The 19,530-nt window shown below is 62.0% G+C and carries 16 protein-coding genes; 4 read left to right on the top strand and 12 right to left on the bottom strand.

The window, feature by feature from the left end:
- Window position 1 precedes the first annotated feature (1 nt).
- Window positions 2-1,357, bottom strand: a complete 1,356-nt coding sequence (locus tag NKH93_RS01500; protein WP_023675491.1) for an ABC transporter substrate-binding protein — start codon at window positions 1,355-1,357, stop codon at window positions 2-4.
- Window positions 1,358-1,430: 73 nt separating this feature from the next.
- Entirely contained in the window at window positions 1,431-2,435 is a 1,005-nt protein-coding gene (locus tag NKH93_RS01495; protein WP_352918183.1) for a LacI family DNA-binding transcriptional regulator, read from the bottom strand.
- 893 nt (window positions 2,436-3,328) lie between these two features.
- On the opposite strand from NKH93_RS01495, the gene NKH93_RS01490 reads away from it, so the two are divergent.
- Window positions 3,329-3,769 (top strand): hypothetical protein, encoded by a 441-nt coding sequence (locus NKH93_RS01490; protein ID WP_352918185.1) that lies wholly within the window; start codon window positions 3,329-3,331, stop codon window positions 3,767-3,769.
- 39 nt (window positions 3,770-3,808) lie between these two features.
- Here NKH93_RS01490 and NKH93_RS01485 read toward each other — a convergent pair whose 3' ends face one another.
- The 3 genes from NKH93_RS01485 to NKH93_RS01475 all read right to left on the bottom strand — a co-directional run bounded on the left by NKH93_RS01485 (window position 3,809) and on the right by NKH93_RS01475 (window position 7,588).
- Window positions 3,809-4,483 carry a LuxR C-terminal-related transcriptional regulator gene (locus NKH93_RS01485; protein ID WP_352448141.1) on the bottom strand — a complete coding sequence of 225 codons (675 nt, stop codon included), beginning with the start codon at window positions 4,481-4,483 and terminating at the stop codon, window positions 3,809-3,811.
- On the bottom strand, window positions 4,480-5,922 hold the full coding sequence (locus tag NKH93_RS01480; RefSeq protein WP_352926828.1) for a sensor histidine kinase: 1,443 nt from the start codon (window positions 5,920-5,922) through the stop codon (window positions 4,480-4,482). Before NKH93_RS01480 ends, NKH93_RS01485 begins: the two co-directional genes overlap by 4 nt.
- A 148-nt stretch (window positions 5,923-6,070) precedes the next feature.
- Window positions 6,071-7,588, bottom strand: coding sequence for a S10 family peptidase (locus NKH93_RS01475; RefSeq protein WP_352818039.1), 1,518 nt, complete (start codon window positions 7,586-7,588; stop codon window positions 6,071-6,073).
- Window positions 7,589-7,870: 282 nt separating this feature from the next.
- Between NKH93_RS01475 and NKH93_RS01470 the strand changes: the two genes are divergently transcribed.
- Complete coding sequence (locus NKH93_RS01470; RefSeq protein ID WP_352741965.1) at window positions 7,871-8,368, top strand: hypothetical protein; 498 nt, start codon at window positions 7,871-7,873, stop codon at window positions 8,366-8,368.
- A 109-nt stretch (window positions 8,369-8,477) separates the two neighbouring features.
- Here the strand turns inward: NKH93_RS01470 and NKH93_RS01465 are convergent, their stop codons facing one another.
- Both NKH93_RS01465 and oiaX read right to left on the bottom strand, forming a co-directional pair.
- Window positions 8,478-9,812: a four-carbon acid sugar kinase family protein gene (locus NKH93_RS01465; RefSeq protein ID WP_352469596.1), complete on the bottom strand. Its 1,335-nt coding sequence runs from the start codon at window positions 9,810-9,812 to the stop codon at window positions 8,478-8,480.
- Between the two features lie 4 nt (window positions 9,813-9,816).
- The gene (gene oiaX, locus NKH93_RS01460) at window positions 9,817-11,079 is read right to left on the bottom strand and encodes a 3-oxo-isoapionate-4-phosphate decarboxylase OiaX (protein ID WP_352469595.1); all 1,263 of its coding nucleotides are present in this window, start codon (window positions 11,077-11,079) and stop codon (window positions 9,817-9,819) included.
- A 181-nt stretch (window positions 11,080-11,260) separates the two neighbouring features.
- Here oiaX and NKH93_RS01455 point away from each other — a divergent pair, with 181 nt between their 5' ends.
- Window positions 11,261-11,974, top strand: a complete 714-nt coding sequence (locus NKH93_RS01455) for a transcriptional regulator NanR (RefSeq protein ID WP_292663135.1) — start codon at window positions 11,261-11,263, stop codon at window positions 11,972-11,974.
- A 304-nt stretch (window positions 11,975-12,278) separates the two neighbouring features.
- Window positions 12,279-13,247, top strand: coding sequence for a GlxA family transcriptional regulator (locus NKH93_RS01450; RefSeq protein ID WP_352968944.1), 969 nt, complete (start codon window positions 12,279-12,281; stop codon window positions 13,245-13,247).
- A gap of 76 nt (window positions 13,248-13,323) precedes the next feature.
- On the opposite strand, the gene apnL is transcribed toward NKH93_RS01450, so the two are convergent.
- From apnL to NKH93_RS01425, 5 genes are read right to left on the bottom strand one after another with little or no spacing between them, the layout of a single operon-like run.
- On the bottom strand, window positions 13,324-15,231 hold the full coding sequence (apnL, locus tag NKH93_RS01445; protein ID WP_352968942.1) for a D-apionate lactonase: 1,908 nt from the start codon (window positions 15,229-15,231) through the stop codon (window positions 13,324-13,326).
- On the bottom strand, window positions 15,228-16,262 hold the full coding sequence (locus NKH93_RS01440) for a Gfo/Idh/MocA family protein (protein WP_352767585.1): 1,035 nt from the start codon (window positions 16,260-16,262) through the stop codon (window positions 15,228-15,230). Before NKH93_RS01440 ends, apnL begins: the two co-directional genes overlap by 4 nt.
- A 1-nt stretch (window position 16,263) precedes the next feature.
- On the bottom strand, window positions 16,264-17,328 hold the full coding sequence (locus NKH93_RS01435) for an ABC transporter permease (protein ID WP_023675478.1): 1,065 nt from the start codon (window positions 17,326-17,328) through the stop codon (window positions 16,264-16,266).
- A complete protein-coding gene (locus NKH93_RS01430; protein ID WP_352469590.1) occupies window positions 17,325-18,869 on the bottom strand; it encodes a sugar ABC transporter ATP-binding protein in 1,545 nt (514 codons plus the stop codon). The genes NKH93_RS01435 and NKH93_RS01430 overlap by 4 nt, the downstream gene beginning before the upstream one ends.
- Window positions 18,866-19,519 carry a DUF2291 family protein gene (locus NKH93_RS01425; RefSeq protein ID WP_352682588.1) on the bottom strand — a complete coding sequence of 218 codons (654 nt, stop codon included), beginning with the start codon at window positions 19,517-19,519 and terminating at the stop codon, window positions 18,866-18,868. Before NKH93_RS01425 ends, NKH93_RS01430 begins: the two co-directional genes overlap by 4 nt.
- Between the last annotated feature and the right edge of the window lie 11 nt (window positions 19,520-19,530).

The following is a 19,530-nucleotide window of genomic DNA, read 5'->3' as shown; positions in this document are numbered from 1 at the left end:
CCTAAAGGATCGGCGCGCCGGAATAGGAAGCGAGGAACGCATCGAGTTGCTGACTGGCCGTCGTCGCCGCCTGCTGGGCATCAACCCCGCCAAGCTGTGCCGACTGGATGGCGTCGGAGATGATCTTGTACGCCTCCGGCGGAACCCGCGGCTCGGCACGCGTTCCCGGGTGGATCTCCTTGGCGAAGGTGCCGAACTTGCCCGTGCTGAAGACATCGGCGCCGGCCTTCAGCGCGCTGTTGCGCGGCGGCATGTCGCTCTTGGCGACCGTGCACCAGTTGACGACACGGTCGATCGAGGCCTGGTCCATCGAGGCCAGCGCCCAGGCGCAGAACTGGGCGGAGGCATCTGGGTTCTTGCCCCCGGCATTGGCGACGAAGGCCCAGCCGCCGCCGACAGTGACGTATTTGCCATTGGCCGGCGTCGGCAATTTGAAGATGCCGTAGGGCACGTCCTTGGCGTTGTTGTCCATCGCCGAAATGCCCCAGATGCCGCAGTTCTGCATGGCGCACAGCCCTGCCCCGAGATTGGCGACTATGTCGAAACCACCGCCGACCACTTGACGCGGCGCCACGCCGGTATTGATGGCATCCTGCCAGAGTTTCAGCGCCTGGACGGTGGCCGGCGAATCGAAGGCGCTCTTGCCGTCCTTGCCCTGGAATTCGCCGCCGCCCTGCCACAGGAACGGATACCAGGTGAAGTTCTGGTAATAGCCGGGAGTCGTTTCGAACAGCACGCCGTAGCGACTGGGCGTCGTCAGCTTTTTGGCGACCGCCAACAGCTCGTCCCAGGTCTTCGGCACGTCGTTCTCGTTGAGCTTTGCATCCTCGAAGGCTTTGACCGAATAGTAGAAGGCCATCGGCTCGACTTCCATCGGCACACCGTAGATCTTGCCGTCCACCATGCGGTTGGCGATGACGCTTTCCGGGAAATCGGCTTTGGCGGCATCCTCGATATGCGGCGTCAGGTCGGCAAGCACGCCGCCATTGTAATAACGCAGGAAATCGCCGGGGCTGATGAGGAAGATGTCAGGACCCTCGCCCGACGCGAAGGCCGTTGCCAGCTTGGAACCGGAGATGTACTCGCTGTTGACGACATATTCGAGCTCGACCTTCTGGTCGTGGCCGTCGTTCCAGTCGGCCACCAGCTTCTCGAACCACTGGACCTGCGGCTTCACGTCTCCGCCAGGCGCATAGAACTGCCAGAATTTCAGCGGCGCTTCCTGAGCGCGCACGGCCATCCTGTTGATGAACGGGAAGCCTGTGAGGCCGGCGGCAGCGAAAGTGGCGCCGCCCTGGATCAGCCGACGGCGATTCAGGCTGGCCAATGGCCGGTCGCGGGTCGTTTTGTCAGTCATCAATTCCTCCCTTGGATGTTGTTCGGTCGAACGTTGGCGAAGGGACCTCCGTTCCCTTTGCCGGCATCTGGCGTCACGCGCTGTCGAATGGGCTCAACGCGCATGGGATCACTTCGGTGCGCGGCGCGCCCTCGACTTTGCCGCCCAGCCGTTCGAGCAGCATTTCCGTGGCGCGCTTGGCAAGCATTGTCGGACTGTTGCCGACACAGGTCAGCTTCGGCCTGACATATTCCAGTTGAGGCAGGTCATCGAAGACTGCGATGGCGATATCCTGAGGGATATTGATCCCATGGTCGTAGAATTCGGTCAGCGCACCGGAGGCCATCAGATAATTGGCGAAGAACATCGCCGACGGCAGGTTTCCGCCGTGCTTCTCCCTGAGCCAGGTGACCGCTTCCCGCCCTGACGGGGCAAGATAGCTTCCCTCGAACCGCAGATCGGCGGAGATTGGCACACCATTGTCGGCGAGCCCTTTTTCGAAACCGGCGGCGCGCGCCATCGCCTCCTTGAAAAAGGATGGCCCGGTGACATGGGCGACGCGGCGATGGCCCCTCTTCGCCAGATACTCGCCCATCAGATAGCCGCCGCCGAAATCGTCCAGCTGGACGCTGTCGACAGCATGGTTCGGCAGATGGCCGATGAAGACGGCGGGCAGATCGAGGCTGAGCAGTTCGCTGTGCATGCCGTGCAGCGCGAAGTCGGCAACGATGACGCCGTCGACCCGCTTGCGACCGATCTGGCGCAAATACTCGCGGCCGTGATCCTGTGAATGTCCGCCCGGCACGTCGGTGTTGAAGATCAGCATGTCGAGGCCGACCACTTCGAGCGTCGACTGCGCCGTTTTCACCAGCTCCGGATAGAACGGGTTGCGGATGTCCGGGATCAGCATCGCGATAATGTTGGTACGGCCGGTGCGCAGGCTCTGCGCCTGCGGGTTCGGGGTGTAGCCGAGTTCGTCGATCGCCGCTTGTACGCGCTCACGCAGCGATTTCGATACCCGGTCCGCATGGTTGATGACATGCGACACGGTCGTGCGCGACACGCCCGCTCGCGTGGCAACTTTGGAAATCGTGCTCATGGTGACAGGCTATGGGCACTTGAATGCATTTGCAAATCGATTTTACCGATGTCTCGCAAACTAGGGCCATCAGGCGATTATACAAATGCCAAAAGAAAAGGCCGGGTTGTTAAGCCCGGCCAAGTGTGAAGGTCTATAACCTCCAGAGGGGAACGCGCCGGACGCAATGGGAGGAGACATCCGACGCAATTCGCATATGGGTCTGCATTGGTGGCGTTTCAACGATGCGGCAGTAGACCAACGGCGTTGCTGCCATAGAGCCAGAAACGCAAAGCATTCGAAGGGGCGGTGGATCGCAGCTGCCAGTTGGACACAAAGGTCGCCGAATGCAGGGCAGGCTCCTGGCATAGGGACTTCAGTCTGTAAGCCTATCGACCAAGGACCCGCACAGCCAAACTTTGGTCCGAGGCTGCTATCGCAAAAGCCCGAAATGCGAGAGTTTCAGGAACTGAGTTCCGAGGAGCCCCGTTGCGATGCCGACTGTTACAGGAGGCCGCCATGGACCCGAGCATTCACCAGGCACGTTGGCTGCTTTTTCCGTTATTTGGCCTGTGTTTCGGGGTCGCGGCCATTGGATTTATTGTTGGCTGACGGTGGAAGTCGGCGCTACCGCGGAGAGACGCAACCAAAGGAAGGCAAAAGACTTGCGCAGTAAATAGTCCCTTCCTGCGCTAGCGAGACCCACCAGTTACCATCGTGGGACTGGTGGGCCTTGACGTTCCGGACGCAAACCATTGTTTTAAGCATCACACGAATTCGAACAGGAGGCAGTACGACAGAGCCGTATGATTAAGGGGAGTTCCGACATGCGACGGGCAAGTTCATTGATGACGACCCGGAAACGAAGGACCGGATCTTCACGAGGACGTCGTGTCGGCATTTCTGTAGTCGTCTTGACCTTCATTCTCGTCGTAAGCCCCTATCGCGTCGTGTTCGATGGCCCGCAGGCTGCCTGGGCCAAAGATGGCGGGAACGGCAACGGCAATGGCGGGAACGGGAACGGGAACGGGAATTCGGGCAATTCGGGTGGAAACTCCGGCAATTCGAACTCGAACGCTGGTGCCGGCAAGGGCAAAGCAAAGTCGCAGGACGACAATCTCCCTGATCCCGCCCCTGCGGTAAACCCCGATAGCAAGCCAAAACTCTTTGTCAACGCATCCACAGGAGACCGGGTCGAGGTGAGCGGCCCGAGCATTGGCGTGGTGCATTCGAACGGACTCAGCGAACGCATCGACAGCGACCAATATGAAATGCGGGATGCCGAGGGCCGCATCATCATTCGGCGCCTGGCGACGCGTTCCGATCGGGACAGGTTGCTTGGAATGATCAACTGAGGGCCAGTTCACATGGCCGCGCAGTGCGGCAATTTCGGCTCAAGCATGATCGCGAACAGGCGGATGGCGGCGCTCAGTCGCGTCGCGCAAGGTCATGGCAGCTTCGGTCCTGTTGCTGACGTTGAGCTTGGCCAGGATTCGCGTCATGTGGTGCTTTATCGTCTTTTCATGGAGGTTCAGCCGAAGCCCGATCCGCTTGTTGCTCAGTCCCGCGGCAACCAGCGTCAGGATCTCCCTTTCGCGGCTGGTGAGGTCGGCAAGTCCGTCAGCTTTCGCCGGCTCTTTTGATTGAGCCGAGAGATCGGCCAACAGGCGCGCCGACAATTGTGGACAGACATATCGTTCGCCCGACGCTACCGTGCGCAGGATCGCAGCCAACGTCCTCGACCCGACCCCCTTCAGAACATAGCCCCTTGCCCCGCTCTGCAACGCGGTCATCACGTGCTGGTTTTCTTCCGAAACGGTCAGCATCACAATTTTCAGTGCCGGATGCCGCTCAAGGGCCGGTCCGATCACGCCAAGGCCACCTCCAGGAACCGAGATGTCCATCAGCAGAATGTCGGGCCGCTGGTCTTCGATTATCCGCAGGGCATCGTCTCTGCTGCTTCCTTCACCGACGATCTCGAACCCGCCGATCTGATCGAGCGTGCGCACAACGCCTTCCCTGAACAGCGGGTGGTCGTCGACGATGGCGAGCTTGATGGCTACTGTCATGTCTGCCCCATTTCAACGATGTTGAGGGCCATTCTTACGACTGTGCCACTCTGTGAGGAAGTTACGGTAAACTGGCCCCCGAGGCTTTCCACCCGCTCGCGCAGCCCTACGAGTCCCAGCCTCTCGGGACGCACGATTTGCGGGTCAAAGCCGGCGCCGGCGTCGGCCACTTCGATACAAACGCGCTCGCCGTCGAAATGTTTCTCGACCGACTGACCTTCACCTCCGGCATGACGGAATCCATTGTTCAGCGCCTCCTGGACGAAGCGGAAGATGCAGATCTTGGCCGCCGGCGACAATGGCGCATGGCCGCCGGTCATCGATAGTGTCACTTTGACGCCGGTTCGTTCTTCGTGCGCCCGTACGGCAAGCTGGAGAATTTCACCCAGTTCGGCATGCTCGATATGCGGCAGGACAAGGCCCTTGCTGATGCTCCTGATCTCGCGCATGGCATCGTCCAGATGTGCTTTGATGGCCAGCAATTCCTGTGCACGCTTCGATTGCGGCGTAGCGGGATCGGCAATGACGGGGCTGTCGATCCCCAGCGCCGCGAGAGCAACCAATTGCGCCGGGCCATCGTGCAAGTCCGCACCGATGCGCCTGAGATAGCGTTCGTTAAGTGCGGTGGCACGCTGCGAGGCACGCTGCACCCGCAGCCTCAACAGTCTGTTTTGCGCAAGCAGATCGGAAAGCTCGGCAATGCGCTGCTTCAACGAGCGGCTCTGCGAACTGATCATGCGGCTGCCACGGAACACGATTGCCGACAGCCCGAGAAAGAAGGCCGCTGTGACGGCGGCAACGTCCAGCCAGGTTCGAATGAGTGCCTGATGCAGGTTTCTTTCAAAATCAGTGGCGACCTCGTAGAATTCTGAAACGGCCACCACTTCCCCTGACCATGGCTGCAGCACCGGATTGTAGATCTCGAGAAGATGCAAGCCGCTGGCCCTTTCGGCCTCGCTGTCCGAATCGTCCAGCTTGTCGAACTCCGAGACCATTTGGCCTGCGAATGCCGCCCGGAGATTGTCGCTGGGTTCAAAGCGCTTGCCGATCAATGTCTTGTCGGTCGAATACAGGATGGTTCCGTCGCGACGCCAGAGCTTGAAGGATTCGAGCCTTGTGCCGAGTGCCCCTTGTCCCAGCGTTTCATCGAGCGCGTGGGCGACGCTCTCGTCGAGCACTTCGCTCTTGCGCATATCCGGAAGCAGCGGCGCGATGACGCTGTCCACGTAAAGAGCCGTTGCGGAAGCCGAATTCTGCGTGACCACGGTTTCTATATGGTTCGTGACGGAAATCCCCACCACCACCATGGCTGACAGGGAAAATAGACCGCCCGCGAGCAGGAACTGCGTTGCCAGCGACAGCGCATTCCAACGGTCAACAAGGCTTGTCAGCCTGTGTGGCTTGGTGTTCCGAATGGCCCGCTCGGCAGCACGCCGCACCAGTGGCGCGATTCTGGAGAGCCGGCTAATCCGTTGTCGAACGTCGCTGAAAGACGCCATCCTAGGTGTGTAACCGATCAATCGCGATGGAACTAGGGCCTGATGAGAGGGCGAACAGCGTATCCGGCGCTTTTTTGGGCAAACCGTCTCATTGCGTCGTTCGGTAAAGCTCGGACGCGGCCTGCTTCAGTGCCGCCCGTCCATCCGGCCTCAGATACATCATGTGCCCGCCCTCCAGCACCTCGGTGCGAATGGGCTTTGCGCCGGCAAGCGAAGGAATTTGACCAAGCAGGTAGCGCGAGCCCATGTACGGCGTCACCAGGTCGCTGTAGCCGTTGACGATCAGCACGCCGAGGCTGGGGTTTAGCACGCGCGCCTGTTGAAGGTCGTCCATGACACCCGCATAGCCCTGACGCGTCGCGCTCGTCCCATAGTCCCAATTGCCGCTGACTTCACGGTTGAGAAGCCGATAGCTGATATCCGTGCGGAAGTTCAATTCATCACGCACATAGCCGACGAAAGCGGAGGTGAGCGCCGGCACGCTTCGGTCGAGCACCGGATCGGGACCCTCGACTCCCAGGCTCTCTGGCGCCACGTCCGCTGTCGCGATGTTGCCGTCATAGGCGCTGAGAACATTGCCCTTTGCCCGTGCAAACTCCTTGGCGAACAGCCCTATGGGAATGCGTGCAAAGTGCCGCTGGACGAGATCGAGCGGCAGACCGGTGATTGCGGCGACACGCTGGCTCGCCAGGCGTCCACCCTGCTCCAGCCCACCGGCCAGCGCGGCCAGATAATCGCCGAGCGCATAGCGTTCGACTTCCGCCAGCCGCTCCTGCAGGGCCGGGCCGGAAACGCCTTCGCTGTGTAGGCGCACTGCCGCCAGCGACGGCAGTTCCAGCGCCCAGTGGAGCGGCTGGAACTCGTCTGGGCGCACCAGCGTGAATTCGAGCGCCGGCGAAATCAGCACGACGCCACTCGGGCTGATGCCGATGTCTTCCTGAAGCTTCCTGGCGAGCAATGCTGCTCGAAAGCCGCCATAGCTTTCGCCAGCCAGGAAGACAGGCGATGCCGTACGGTTCGTCTGCGCCAGATAGAGCCGGATAAACGCGCCTATCGACGCGACGTCCTGGCTGACGCCCCAGAAGCTGTGTGCTTCTGTGCCGGGCGCTTCACGGCTGTAACCGGTTCCAACAGGGTCCACAAAGACCAGGTCGGTCATGTCGAGCCAAGTGTCGGGGTTGTCGAACAGCCTCTGCGGCGGCGGCAGGAAACTTCCATCGGCCGCCGTCGCCAGGACCCGCGGACCGAGCGCGCCGAGATGAAGATAAGCGGAAGCTGCTCCCGGACCGCCATTGAACACGAAGGTGATCGGGCGCCGCGGATCCGGTCCCGTTTCTTTCCCGGAATGCAGTGCATAGGCGACGTAGAAAATCTCGGCGGTGATATCGCCTTTGCCGGACGGCAATGACAGCGTGCCGGCCTTGGCCTCGTAATCGAGCGTGCGTCCGGCTATGACGATCGAATGATCGGAAGTCTGCGGCGGTGGCAGGAGCGAGAGAACCCCGCCTGTGGGCGGCGGCCGCTGGGCCGTCTCCGCGTGACCCACCCCAACTCCGGCAACCAACAGCAGAAGAGCGAGGGCGATTTCTTGCAGCTTGATAGGCATGACGTCTCCGGAGCAATTGGCTGGAAACTAGCACACCGTCGGCCGAACCAAAGTCACAGCACCGTGCGCCAGTACATCTGACAAGAAGAGGGGTCGGATTTGGAAATCCGATGCCCAGGCGGAAGATAGGGCGCGAGGGTCACGGCAGCAGCCTCAACCTCTTCCAGCAGATGCGTGCGGCGGATTGGCGGACCAAACGACTTCGTGAATTTTCTGCCGGTTGACTCGATTGGCCCACTTCCTAGGTTGGCATTCGGGGCTCCCGTGCAATCCGAAGTTGGTATGACATCTTTCCACACCCGAAAGCTTGCCTTTCTCCTTCTATCGGCAAGCGCCGCCATCCTGTCTTCCTGCGTCATGCCCGACGACACGTCGAGCACTGCGAAGGAAGACGCCACGGCGGCGGCAGCCCGCAGGGAGATGGTCGGCCTTAGCGAGGCGGACGTTCGAATGTGCGCCGGCTTTCCGACCGCCACTGCCGATGTCGGCAAATCCGGCCAGATCTGGACCTATCAGCGCGTCGTTCAACGCGGCAATCTCAACATTGTCGTTCCGACCGTGGCCATTGGCCCGGTCCCGGCGCTGGGAGGTTCCGTCAACGTCGCCCCCGGCGGCTATTGCAACACGCAAATTCGAATGGTTGACGGTCATGTTGCCGAGGTTGCCTACGCCGGCGACAACAACCTGCCGAACAACCGCGATGCGCTCTGTGTCAGCACGGTAGACGCCTGTGTCGCCTACGCCCGTCAGTATCATCCAGGCAGGACAATGGGCAGATAGCGTGATGAGTGGCATTGCCGCTGATCTGAACGCCTGAGATTTCTGGTTTGCCGGCTAGTATCCTCGATCCCGATCGAGCATCACCGATTTGACCTGACATTCCCCGCTCTCAACCGCCGACCCCATCGCGAATAGCGGAGAAATAGCGGTCGGTTCCGACCTGCCCACCCTTGAGGGCAATTTCCAGCCCATCGATCGCCTTAATGCTTGAATGCGCCACACAAAGTGGCGAGCCCGGCGATGCCGGCAGCGGCATTCGCACAGTCAGCGCGTCTACGCCCATCTGGCCAAGTGCATGGCTCGACGTGTCGCCGCCGGCGATGACCACGCGCAGTAGCTTCTCTTGAAGCGTCAGTTCGCGGAGAACCTCGCCAAGGCCGTGGCCGAGCTTATGGCGGGCGCCTTCCCGGAGATCGATTTCTGCACCGCGGTCGGCCGCAGGCCCGAGCGCGGTGTAGAGGATGACGCTGCGCCCGGCCCGTAGGCTGGAGCGGCCGGTTGCCACCGCGCGCGCAATCGCGTCGTTCGAAGCCTCAGAAACCAGTTCGACTGGGTCGAGCTCGATCCCGTCGAAGCCGTCGGCCAGAGCATAACGGATCTGTCGTTCCGTCGTCGGCGAGCAGCTCCCCGAGACCACGGCGATCCTGTCGGCAGCGCCCGGCGGCGAAAAGGCGGATTTGGTATCCACGATCCGGTTCGCTGCCCATTCGACCAGCAAGGCATATTCGATGCCTGAAGAGCCGACGACGAAATAACCGCCCGGCTTGCGAGCGCGCCAAATCTCCTTGCCGGCAAGTGCCTGGGTTTCCAGGCTATCGACATCGACAAGCACAATACCTGAGCCATTCTCCACAAGCCGGTCGAATGCTTTCGACCGCGACGCAGACTGCAGCGTCGCCAGGTCGACCAGGCCCGAGGCGAGGCTGGTCTGGCGCGACAGATGGATCAGCAGGTCGGATTCGTCCATCGGCGTGGTCGGATGGCGGCTCATCACGGGATGGCGGTCGATGCGGAAATATTTTTCGCGATAGGCCGCGAACAGATGACCGAAGGCGGTGTAGCGCTTCAGCTGCGGCGCGCCGACCACCAGCGGCACGCCCTCTTGCCGGAAAACCGAGCGGCCGATTTCGATCGCCCGGCCGATGCTGCCGATTGCCGGGCTGGAATCGAAGGTCGAGCAGACCTTGTAGTGGCAGATCTCGGCGTTGACGGTCTTCAGCCAGGCGAAGGCATCTCGCAGATGCGTGTCCATCCACTGCGGCGTCTCGCTGCGGCTGGTGCCGGCCAGCCCAAGGGCGCGGCAATGCGCAAATTGCGAAAGCAGCGCCTCGTCCGGCTGGCGCATGAACAGGACGGTCGGCACGCCGCCGAGCTCGAGCGCCTCCATAACGTCGGTCGAGCCGGTCAGGTCGTCGCCATAGTAACTCAGAAGCAGGTTTTGCATGGCGTCAGGCCGCCTCGCCGCCGCCGAACTTCTCGATCGACCGCGCCAGCTCGACATGGCTCAAGGCATAATCCGCCAACGAAATGTCCTGGACCGCCGCCTGCCAGGCCTGCTGCACGGCGCGCACGCCGGCGCCCGGCCCGTCCGGGTGGCTGACGATGCCACCGCCGCAGAGATAGAGAAGATCGACCGTCCGGCCGGTTCGCTGGAAGGTTTCAGGCGCCTGCCCGCCCCACTGGCCGGAGCCGGCGACCGGCAATGCGCAATCGGCCGGCGAAAAGATCGGCGTGGTCACCGCCTTGAAGGATTCGACGAAGGACCAGTCGGGTTCCCAGTATTTTGAGGCGATGCCGTTGATCTGGAACTGGTCGACGCCGAGCAGCCGCCAGAACTGCTGCCAGACCTTGAAATCCATGCCAAGGCCGGGATGACGGGTGAGAATGTCCCAGCCATTGCGGTGGGCATGGAGCACAAGGCTGGAGCGTTTTCGAAGGTAAGCCATGCCGCCGAAACCGATCGAATTGATATTGACCACCGCGCAATTGCCGCCGGCCTTTGCCACCAGATCGTGGTTTCGCATCATCTCGTCGGGATCGGCATGTGAAATGCCGAAGGCATACATGACCTTCTTACCGGTCTTCTGCTCGTGGTCGAGGATCAGCGGCATGATTGCCCTCACCCGCTCCGACAGCGGCGAATAGGCCGGGCTCATCAGCTTCTCGTCGTCCTTGATGAAGTCGACGCCGGCCGCAATCAGCTCTTGCACCATTGCGGCCGTCTCGTACGGGCGGAGTCCCAGCGCCGGCTTGACGATGGTCCCGATGATCGGACGATCCACGACACCGGTCAGCCTGCGGCTGCCCGTGACGCCGAATTGCGGGCCCGGATGCGCGCCCCGGTACTCCTCGGGCAGCCTCATGTCGACGACACGAATGCCGGACAGGCCCTTGATCGAAAAGGTGCCGCCGATGACGATGGTCATCAGCGCCGACAGGTCGGTGCCGATGGCGTCCAGCGGAAAGGCGATGTCGACGTCGGCGCGCTTGACCGGGCCGTTGCGCGCTTCGGGACCGGTTTCGGGAAGAGACGGCCGATCCGCATCCGGCAGATGCCGTATCGCCAGGACTCGCGCTGCGACCCTGGCCTTGAGCTCTTCGGTCTCGCCGGCCAGCGCGACGAAGGTTCCGGTCGACTGGTCGCTTGCGATCTTGGCCGCCAGCGCCTCGATATTGCCCGGCGTTTCGATGCGATAGGTGAGAACAATCATATTCGCGCGGCCTGCCGGGTGGTTCGAAAAAGGTTCCTTGGCCCTTGAAATCTGGTATAATGAGTACATAAGCTTTGCAAGCCCTATCCGGCTTGGCGGTAAGGGCGAGCCGGCAGCAGGCGTTCCGGAATTCACGGCGGAAATGCTAGATAGGGGCCGGTCAAAGGAGTGATTCGCGACGATGAACCGTTCGGAGCCGATCGTCCGGCGCAAGCTTTCCGACGAAGTATTCTTGAGACTGAAGCGCCTGATCACCAGCGGCGAATTGCTGCCGGGTGACGACATGCCGTCGGAGCGCGAATTGATGGAGCGCTTCGAGGTCGGCAGGCCGGCGATCCGCGAGGCAATGCAGGCGTTGAGCAATATGGGCCTTGTCGCGATCTCGCATGGCGAGCGGGCGAAAGTGCTGCAGCTGACCGCCAAGTCGATCATCAAACAGGTCGACGGTGCCGCCAAGATCATCCTGTCGTCGTCGAAGGACACGCTGGAGCACCTCAAGAACGCGCGTATCTTCTTCGAGCGCGGCATGGTCAGGGAAGCCGCGGAGAAGGCAACCGCCGAGGACGTGCAGCGGTTGCGGGCAACGGTTGCCGAGCAGCGCAGCCATCGTGGCGACTCGGAAGCCTTTATATCCGCCGACATGAAATTCCACACCCAGATCGCGGCAATATCCGGCAATCCGATCTATGTCGCCGTCAGCGAGGCAATGCTTGGCTGGCTAAAGGAATACCACACCGAAATGCTGATCTGGACTGGCAAGGAAAAGTTCACGCTGACCGAGCACGAAGAGATCATCGGACGCATCGAGGCCAAGGATGCGGATGGCGCCGAGAAGGCGATGATCAAGCACCTCGAACGCTCGCGTGCGCTTTACGTGATGAACTCCGGCAGCTGAAAATCAAGAGCAAGGTCCCGACCGCAGCGGCCGGCACCTTGCTCTCGGCCTACTGACTGACCACAGATCAGCCTGAGCCCGGACCGACGCAGTTTTCTGTTGCGTCTGAATCCGATGTATGTGCCGCGTGTTTTCATTCAACGATTTCAGCATTTGCATCTTCCCAGCCATGGATTTCCGCGGCCCGCTTTCGTCAGCAAGCCCGCATAGGCCCTCCTGGAGGCGCCGCGCTTGTTCTGGGATTGGCAATTCTTGCAAAGACTATGCTAGGCTTGCCATCCGAGAACGATACTGGAGTACCGCAATGGCTGACAGGGGCCTCCACGTTGTGATCTGGCTGCCGTCGAATTTCTATTCGGCCGTCGTCTCGACGCTCGTGGAAATGTTTCAGCTTGTGAATGACGTCTGCCGTTCGCAGGTTCTCTCCTGTGAGTTCGTTTCAAGGAGCGCGCCGTCGGCATCGAGCACCGGAATTTCCTTCCCGACAAAGGCTCAACCATCCCGGAAAATGGATGTCCTGATTCTCATTGCCATGCCGGGTGTCGAGATTCCGGAGCTTCTGCGCTCGCTCGACGAGGAGAGTGAGCATTCAAAACCGCTGATCGCGCTCGCGCAGCAGCAGGACGCAATCATCGCAGCACATTGCGGCGCGTGTTATCTGCTCGCCACTTCGGGATTGTTGGACGGCAAGCGCGCAACGATATCCTGGTGGCTGAAGAACGAGGCAAGCCGCCGGTTTCCGCAAGTGCGATGGGACGCTTCCCGCCTGCTCATTCGCCAGGACCGCCTTTACACATGTGGAGGCGGGTTTTCCGGACTCGAACTCGCCAGGGCTTTGCTGATCGATCTGGGCTTCGAGAAGGAAGAACGGATCATTCGAAAACTTCTGGTTCTTCCTCCGCCGCGCAAATTCCAGAGTCCCTACGAATTTCCTCTCGACAAAATTTCGAACGAGGCCAGCCCATTCGAGAACAAGCTGCGCGAGCTCTCGAAAGACAAGATGTCAGAAATCGATTTGAAATTTCTTGCAACCGAATTGGCAATGTCTTCGCGAACCCTGTCTCGCAGGGTTTTCGACGAGCTCCAGACAACGCCGGGAAAATGGATCCAGGAAAGGCGGCTGGAGTTGGCAAGGTCCATGCTTGAGGAAACGAAACTGAGCGTCTCAGAAATCTGCTATCGGGTGGGATATCAGGACGTCGCTTCGTTCAGCCGTCTTTTTTCCAAGACAACTGGAATGGCACCAGGCGAGTTTCGAAAGCAAGTCCGGTGACAAGTCGGCAGCGGAAGTGCTGCGGCTACGGGCAACCGCTGCGGAACTGCGGCGATTCATGAACCCCGGCGTGACTTCAGCCAATCCGGACGATTGCGTAGGGCGTCATGACAAGACGGTCTCGGCCCGACGCGTCGCGCTGAATCTGGCGTGACGTTCGTCCATCCCAGATCTTCAGAGGACCCCGATCGGAGCCGAGCCCGGAAACATCGACTGGAAGGTCGTCCGGAGTAAGGTTCGCCAGCCAGACGATGATCTTGCCTGTCTGGGAGTGGCCGGCCAGTGCCAGCACCCGCGTCTCATCGGTCGTTGTCGCCGCCACATGCGCATGGCCGGCCAGATCGCAAAGTCCTTTCACCGCGTGGAAAATCGGCCGGGGTGTACCTTCTTTGACAGGTTCGCCCGACGAGGCCAGCACGCCGAATGGTCCGGTGAAGCTGCAGAGCGTCAGCATTTCGAGCCCGGCCGGCGCAACGCGCGCGGCATAGCCGATCGTCCATGCGGCCCCGAACAGCCCGGCATGGCGAGGGTCGCGGTTGGCCATGGCAATGCGCTGACTGTCAGGATTAGCCTTGGTCGCGCCGCCATAAGGGTTCTGGCGCATGGCAATGGTCGACGGCCCGATCCGATAAGGTATTGTTCCGAAGATCGTTCGTACTGACGCCGTGATGAAAGGCAATGCCTCCAGCGATTGCATGACGCTGAGATCGTCGGCGGCGTGCACGATCGGGCAGGTGCAATGCGTGACGAAATCGAGCAGGTCGGCCGGCACACGCTTGCGATTGAGTTCGGTGAAATAGCTGAACATGCCGCCGCCGAGGCGGCTGTCGGGAAAGGCGCGCCGCGCCGCGGCGTAGACGTCTTCGAGCGGCGGGCAGTGCGGCCACGCGCTGCCCGGTGGCGTCGACTGCCGGTCGACCGAGGGCGAGACGGCAATGGCCGAAAGCTTGAGCCCGGCCTGGCGCACCCTGTCGGCGACGCCTGAAAGCTCGGCGTCGAGATCGCCGTCGCCGGCAATGACACATTCGAGCGTTGTCCGGACCGGATAGGCGGCGGCGAGCCGGGCGTAGGATCGCAAGGCGTCGAGCCCATGGCCACGCGTCGGGTCGTAGTGGAACATCAATTGCTGCGGACCAAGCTCGCACAGCATCGGCAGCTTGCCCAGCGCCGCCTCGACCTCATCCGGGTAGATGATCACGCCAACATCCGGCAGCGCCGGTCCGGCTTGGCCGAGCGTGACGCGAATTGGTTCCGCGATTGCCGCAGCGGCCGGCACTTTCCCGCGACCCTCTATCCGCAAACTAGTGGTCTGGCGGAAGGTCTTGCCGGCAGGCAGCACATAGGGCCATGGCAGCGCGAGCGGCCGGACATAGGTCTTGTAGGAGGCATCCGACCAGTTGCGCTGGTCCTCCATCTCGAAAATGTCGCCTTGCATCCGGCATTCGGCGGTGACGCCCGGCCGGACCTCATAGGTGATCGCCCGCAGATCCTTGAAAGGCTGCCAGGGATCGATCAGCTCCGGAAGCCGCGTCGCGACCACGCTGCCATCGGTATGCTCGACCGTGACCGGGCTGCCGGCCAGCCCGGCAATTGGATGCAGGATGCAGAAGCCGCAGCGATTGGTCTCGAAATCGTTGTCGGGAAGAGCGCTCACGTCGAAGATCAGCTGGCCATCGGCCGAGCCCTTGATGGTCGCACGGAAGTCGAGCCGGCTTCCCTCTGGTCCGAAGCAACCTGCCGAATAGCTGACGAAGAAAGCGTCATCGCCCTGGTCGATGATTAAATCGGTGAGCGCCGGCTCGTAGGTGCCCCAGTCGCGATCCCTGACGATGAAGGCGACGGCGCGCAGAACCTCGGTGCCGCCATGCCGGATGGTGCGCAGATTGCCGTTGACGAAGTCCGCCGTCAGCGCGCCGGCGCGCAGCCTGACCGGTTCGGCTTCAACGGCACGTGTGCCGTAGAGGAGGAAGGCGTCGGCTGTCATTTCAGCAAGGCGTCGAGTTGCACCGGCTCCCGGCTTGCGGCGCCAGCGTACGCAGCCTCGACCAGCGCTAATGTCTTGAGGTTGTCCGCGCCCGAGGTCGCGGGCTCGGTTCCCTTGGTCAGGCAGTCGACCCAATGCTTTTGAATGGCGACGACGCTTTCCTGGATGTTGTGCCACGGCCGTGATGCCCAGGCCAGCAGCGGTGGCGAGACGTCGCTCACAGCTGTCCCGCTCCTGCCGGTGACGGTGAGCCGGTAGCCCTGCGCCAGCCGGATCGTGCCGTCGCTGCCGTCGATCTCGATCAGCGTCTCCGGAAACGGCTCGGTAGCGAGCTTGCTCGCGTAGCTGCAGTCGACCACGGAAGTGGCGCCGCCCGTGTGGTCCATCAGCATCGTCGCAACGTCCTCGCCGGCAATGCCGGGATTGATGCGCGCCGTTCGCGCAGTGACGGTCGAGACGTCGCCCAGCAGGAAGCGGGCTATGTCGAGGATGTGGATACCCAGATCCTCGATGATGAAGCGCTTTCCCGTCGCCAGATAAGGCTGGCCGGAAAACACGTCATAGGCAGAGCGGAACGAGATCCGTCCGAAAAAGGGGGTGCCGATTTCGCCGCTGTCGAGCACGGTACGCACCGCCTGGATCGGCGACTGCCAGCGAAAATTCTCATGCACCATCAGCGGCACGCCGGCGTCAGCACAGGCCTTTACCATCGCCTTGGCGTCGGCAAGCGTCGGCGCAAACGGTTTTTGGCAGATTGCCGGAACGCCGTGCTGCGCCGCCATCTCCACGAGCATTCTGTGGCTTGGTGCCGTGGTGGCGATGTCGACGAAATCCAGCCTTTCGCCGGCAAACAGCGCTGCCGCGTCGGTATAGCGCCGTGCGACCCCGAACTGGTCGCCAATGATCCGTAGCCGGTCCGGATCGCGGTCGCAGATGGCGGTGATCGAGGCGCCCTCTATATCGCGCCAGGCATGCATCTGGTTGATGGCAAAGAAGCCGCAGCCGATCAGCGCTCCACGCAGTTCCGCCATGTCAGCCGGCCTTTGCCATCTGCATCAGCGTGACACGGCTCTGCAGCCGGCGCTGTGCCTGGTCGACGACGACGGCGACGATGATGACGAGGCCCTTGATCACCATCTGCCAGAACGAACTCACTCCCATCATCACCAGCCCGTCCGAAAGGATGCCGATTACGAAGGCGCCGACAATGGTGCCGCCGATCGTGCCGCGACCGCCCGACATCGAGGTGCCGCCGAGCACCGCCGCGGCAATGGCGTTGAGCTCGAAGCTCTCTCCGGTCGCCGGATGCGACGCCATCAGCTCCGACGAGATGATCAGCCCGACGATCGCCGCGCAGAAGCCGGAGAACATGTAGACGAACATCTTCACCATATTGACGCGGACGCCCGAAATCCGCGCCGCCCGTTCATTGCCACCAACCGCGAAGATGTGGCGGCCGAGCGGGGTGTACTTGGCGAGATAGGCCGCCCCTAGCGCAACGACGAGCAAAATCCAGAGCGCAACCGGCAGGCCGAGCAACCGGCCGGCGCCGAGAAAGCCGAATCCGGTGGTGCCGAGCTCCGGCTTGCCGACGAGATTAGGGAAAGTACGGCCGTCCGACGACAGCAGCGCCAGGCCGCGTGCGACGTAGAGCACGCCGAGCGTGGCAATGAAAGGCGCAACGTTGAGCCTGGTGATCAGCAAGCCGTTGACGGCGCCGATCAATATGCCGACGGCAAGCGTGATCAGCGCGATCTCGAAGACGTTGAAATAGATGGTGTAGCCGACCTGCAGGTCGATGCCGTTGAGCACGAGATAGCCGGCCACCATGCCGCACAGGCCGACGATCGAGCCGACCGACAGGTCGATGCCGCCGGTGATGATGACGAAGGTCATGCCCATTGCGAGGAATGCGTTCAGCGCCACATGCTTCGACATCAGGATAAGATTGGCGGCCGATAGGAAATTGGGGGCGGCTATCGAGAAGAATAACAGCACGGCGATCAGCGCGATGAACGTCCTCGCCTTCATCAGCGTCAGCAGGACCGAGCCGCCCGACATGGAGTTGACCGCCGCCTTGGCTGGGATGTCAGTCATGCGTCTTGCTCTCCGTGCGGGACCGGTCCGTGGCCGAAGGCGGAGGCAGCGACGAGTGCGGCCTCCGTCGCCTCGGCGCGGTCGAACATGCCGGTCAGTTTTCCATTGCTCATCACCGCGATGCGGTCGGACAACGCCATCACTTCGTCGAGATCGGAGGTGGCAAACAGAATCCCCAGGCCGTCGCGCGACAGCTTGCGCATGGTGCGGAACACGTCGGCCTTGGCGCCGACGTCGATGCCGCGGCTGGGCTCGTCCATCAACAGCACCTTCGGCCCGGTGAGCAGCGCCTTGCCGATCACCACCTTCTGCTGGTTGCCGCCTGACAGCGACGAGACTTCCTGCGCCGGATCGGCGACCTTGATCGCCAGTTCGCGCACCGTCCGGGCCACCGCCTGTCGTTCGGCGGCACCGCGAATGTGGAACAGGCGCACGAACCGCGACAGGCTGGCCAGCGTCAGATTGCTGGCGACGGAGAGGATTGACACCAGCCCTTCGCGCTGGCGGTCTTCGGGGATCAGCGCCAGGCCGCGCCGGATGCGCCGCGTCGTGTCGCGCTCGTGCACTTTCTTGCCGGCAATGAATATCGTGCCCGTCGAATGGCCGTGGCGGCCCATGATGCAGTCGAACAGCTCGCTGCGTCCGGCGCCCATCAGGCCATAGATGCCGAGAATTTCGCCGGCGCGCAGCGACAGCGAGACGTGATCGACCGCAAGCCCGCCGGTGACGCGCGGCAGGCAGATGTCCTCGGCGCGGAATATTTCCTCGCCCGGCACATGGCCGTCGGCCTTGGCGAAGTCCTTGGCATCCGAGCCGATCATCTGCCGCACGATCCACTGGGTGTCGACGTCTTTCATCTCCGCCTGGCCGGTGATGCGGCCGTCGCGCAGCACCGTGATGGTGTCGCCGATGCGGATCAGTTCCTCGAGCCGGTGCGAGATGTAGACGATTGCCACGCCGCGTGCCTTGAGGTCGGCAATCACCTTGAACAGGATCTCGACTTCCGCCGCGCTGAGCGCCGAGGTCGGTTCATCCATGATCAGGATGCGCGCATCGAGCGAAACCGCCTTGGCGATCTCGACCAGCTGCTGCTGGCCGATGCGCAGATCCTCGACCAGCATGTCGGGCCGGATGCCGGCTTCCAGGCGTTCAAGGAACTCCGCCGCGCGGCGCTCCTGCTCCTTGCGGTCGATCTTGCGGAAGCGGTTGGTGATCTCGCGGGTGGCGAAAATATTTTCGGCGACAGTCAGATTGCCGAACAGATTCAGCTCCTGGAAAACCATGCCGATGCCGCGGCTCACGGCATCACCGGAAGACGAGAATGAAACCTCCTCGCCGTCCAGCAGGATGCGCCCGAGCGTCGGTTGCTCGACGCCGGCGATGATCTTCATCAGCGTCGATTTGCCGGCTCCGTTTTCGCCGACCAGCACGTTGACCGCGCCTTTGCGCACCTCGAAATTCGCCCGCTTGACCGCGACGGTGCCGGAATAGACTTTCGAGACGTCCTCCAGCTTCAGGATGACATCTTGATCGCCGCTCATGACTTCGGCCCGATCTTTGCCTCCGCCGGCGTCACCAGCGGCAGGTCCTGGCCACTGCCCGGCGTATAGGCGCCAAGTACCTCGACGCTGCGGCCCTCGAGTGCCTCGCGCGGCAGCTTGGAAAGCACGGTCTTGTCGGCATAGGCGTTGAAAGCCTTGCCGAACTGGGCGAAGTCGATCTGGTTGGTGAAATCGTTGAACTGGATGAAGTCGAGGCTGTCGCGCAGCGCGGTTCCGCGCATGGCGGGTCCGATCTGCACCCGCGCGTCCGCCTTGCCGTCGCCGTCGGCATCGACGTCCATCGTCGCCGCGCGTGACTGTGTGTTGGCTGCCACGACCTTGCCCTCGAGCCGAACGGCGAAGGTCCATGGCGAATTCGCCTGCTTCTTCGGGTTGCCGTATTTGGCGCCGGCAGCGGCGGGATCGGTCTTGGCCAAGGTGTGAACCTCGGCAAACGGCCCGGCCTTCTGCTGCAGATAGGGTATGACTTTCGCCGCCCAGATGTCCGCGACCATCTTGTCGGGATCGAATGCGGAGCCAGTGCCGCCGTTTTCCGCCGACGGCGTCGGCAGGATCTTGCAGGCGGTCAGGCTGCCTATTGCTGCGAGGAACAACGCGACAAGGATCGGCCGGGTCAGCGTGTTGAACATGTCGGCTCGTT

The sequence above is a fragment of the Mesorhizobium sp. M0954 genome (assembly GCF_040319155.1).
Classification (GTDB): domain Bacteria; phylum Pseudomonadota; class Alphaproteobacteria; order Rhizobiales; family Rhizobiaceae; genus Mesorhizobium.
Note: the sequence above shows the minus strand (reverse complement) of the source record. Positions and strands in the feature narration are given on the sequence as shown.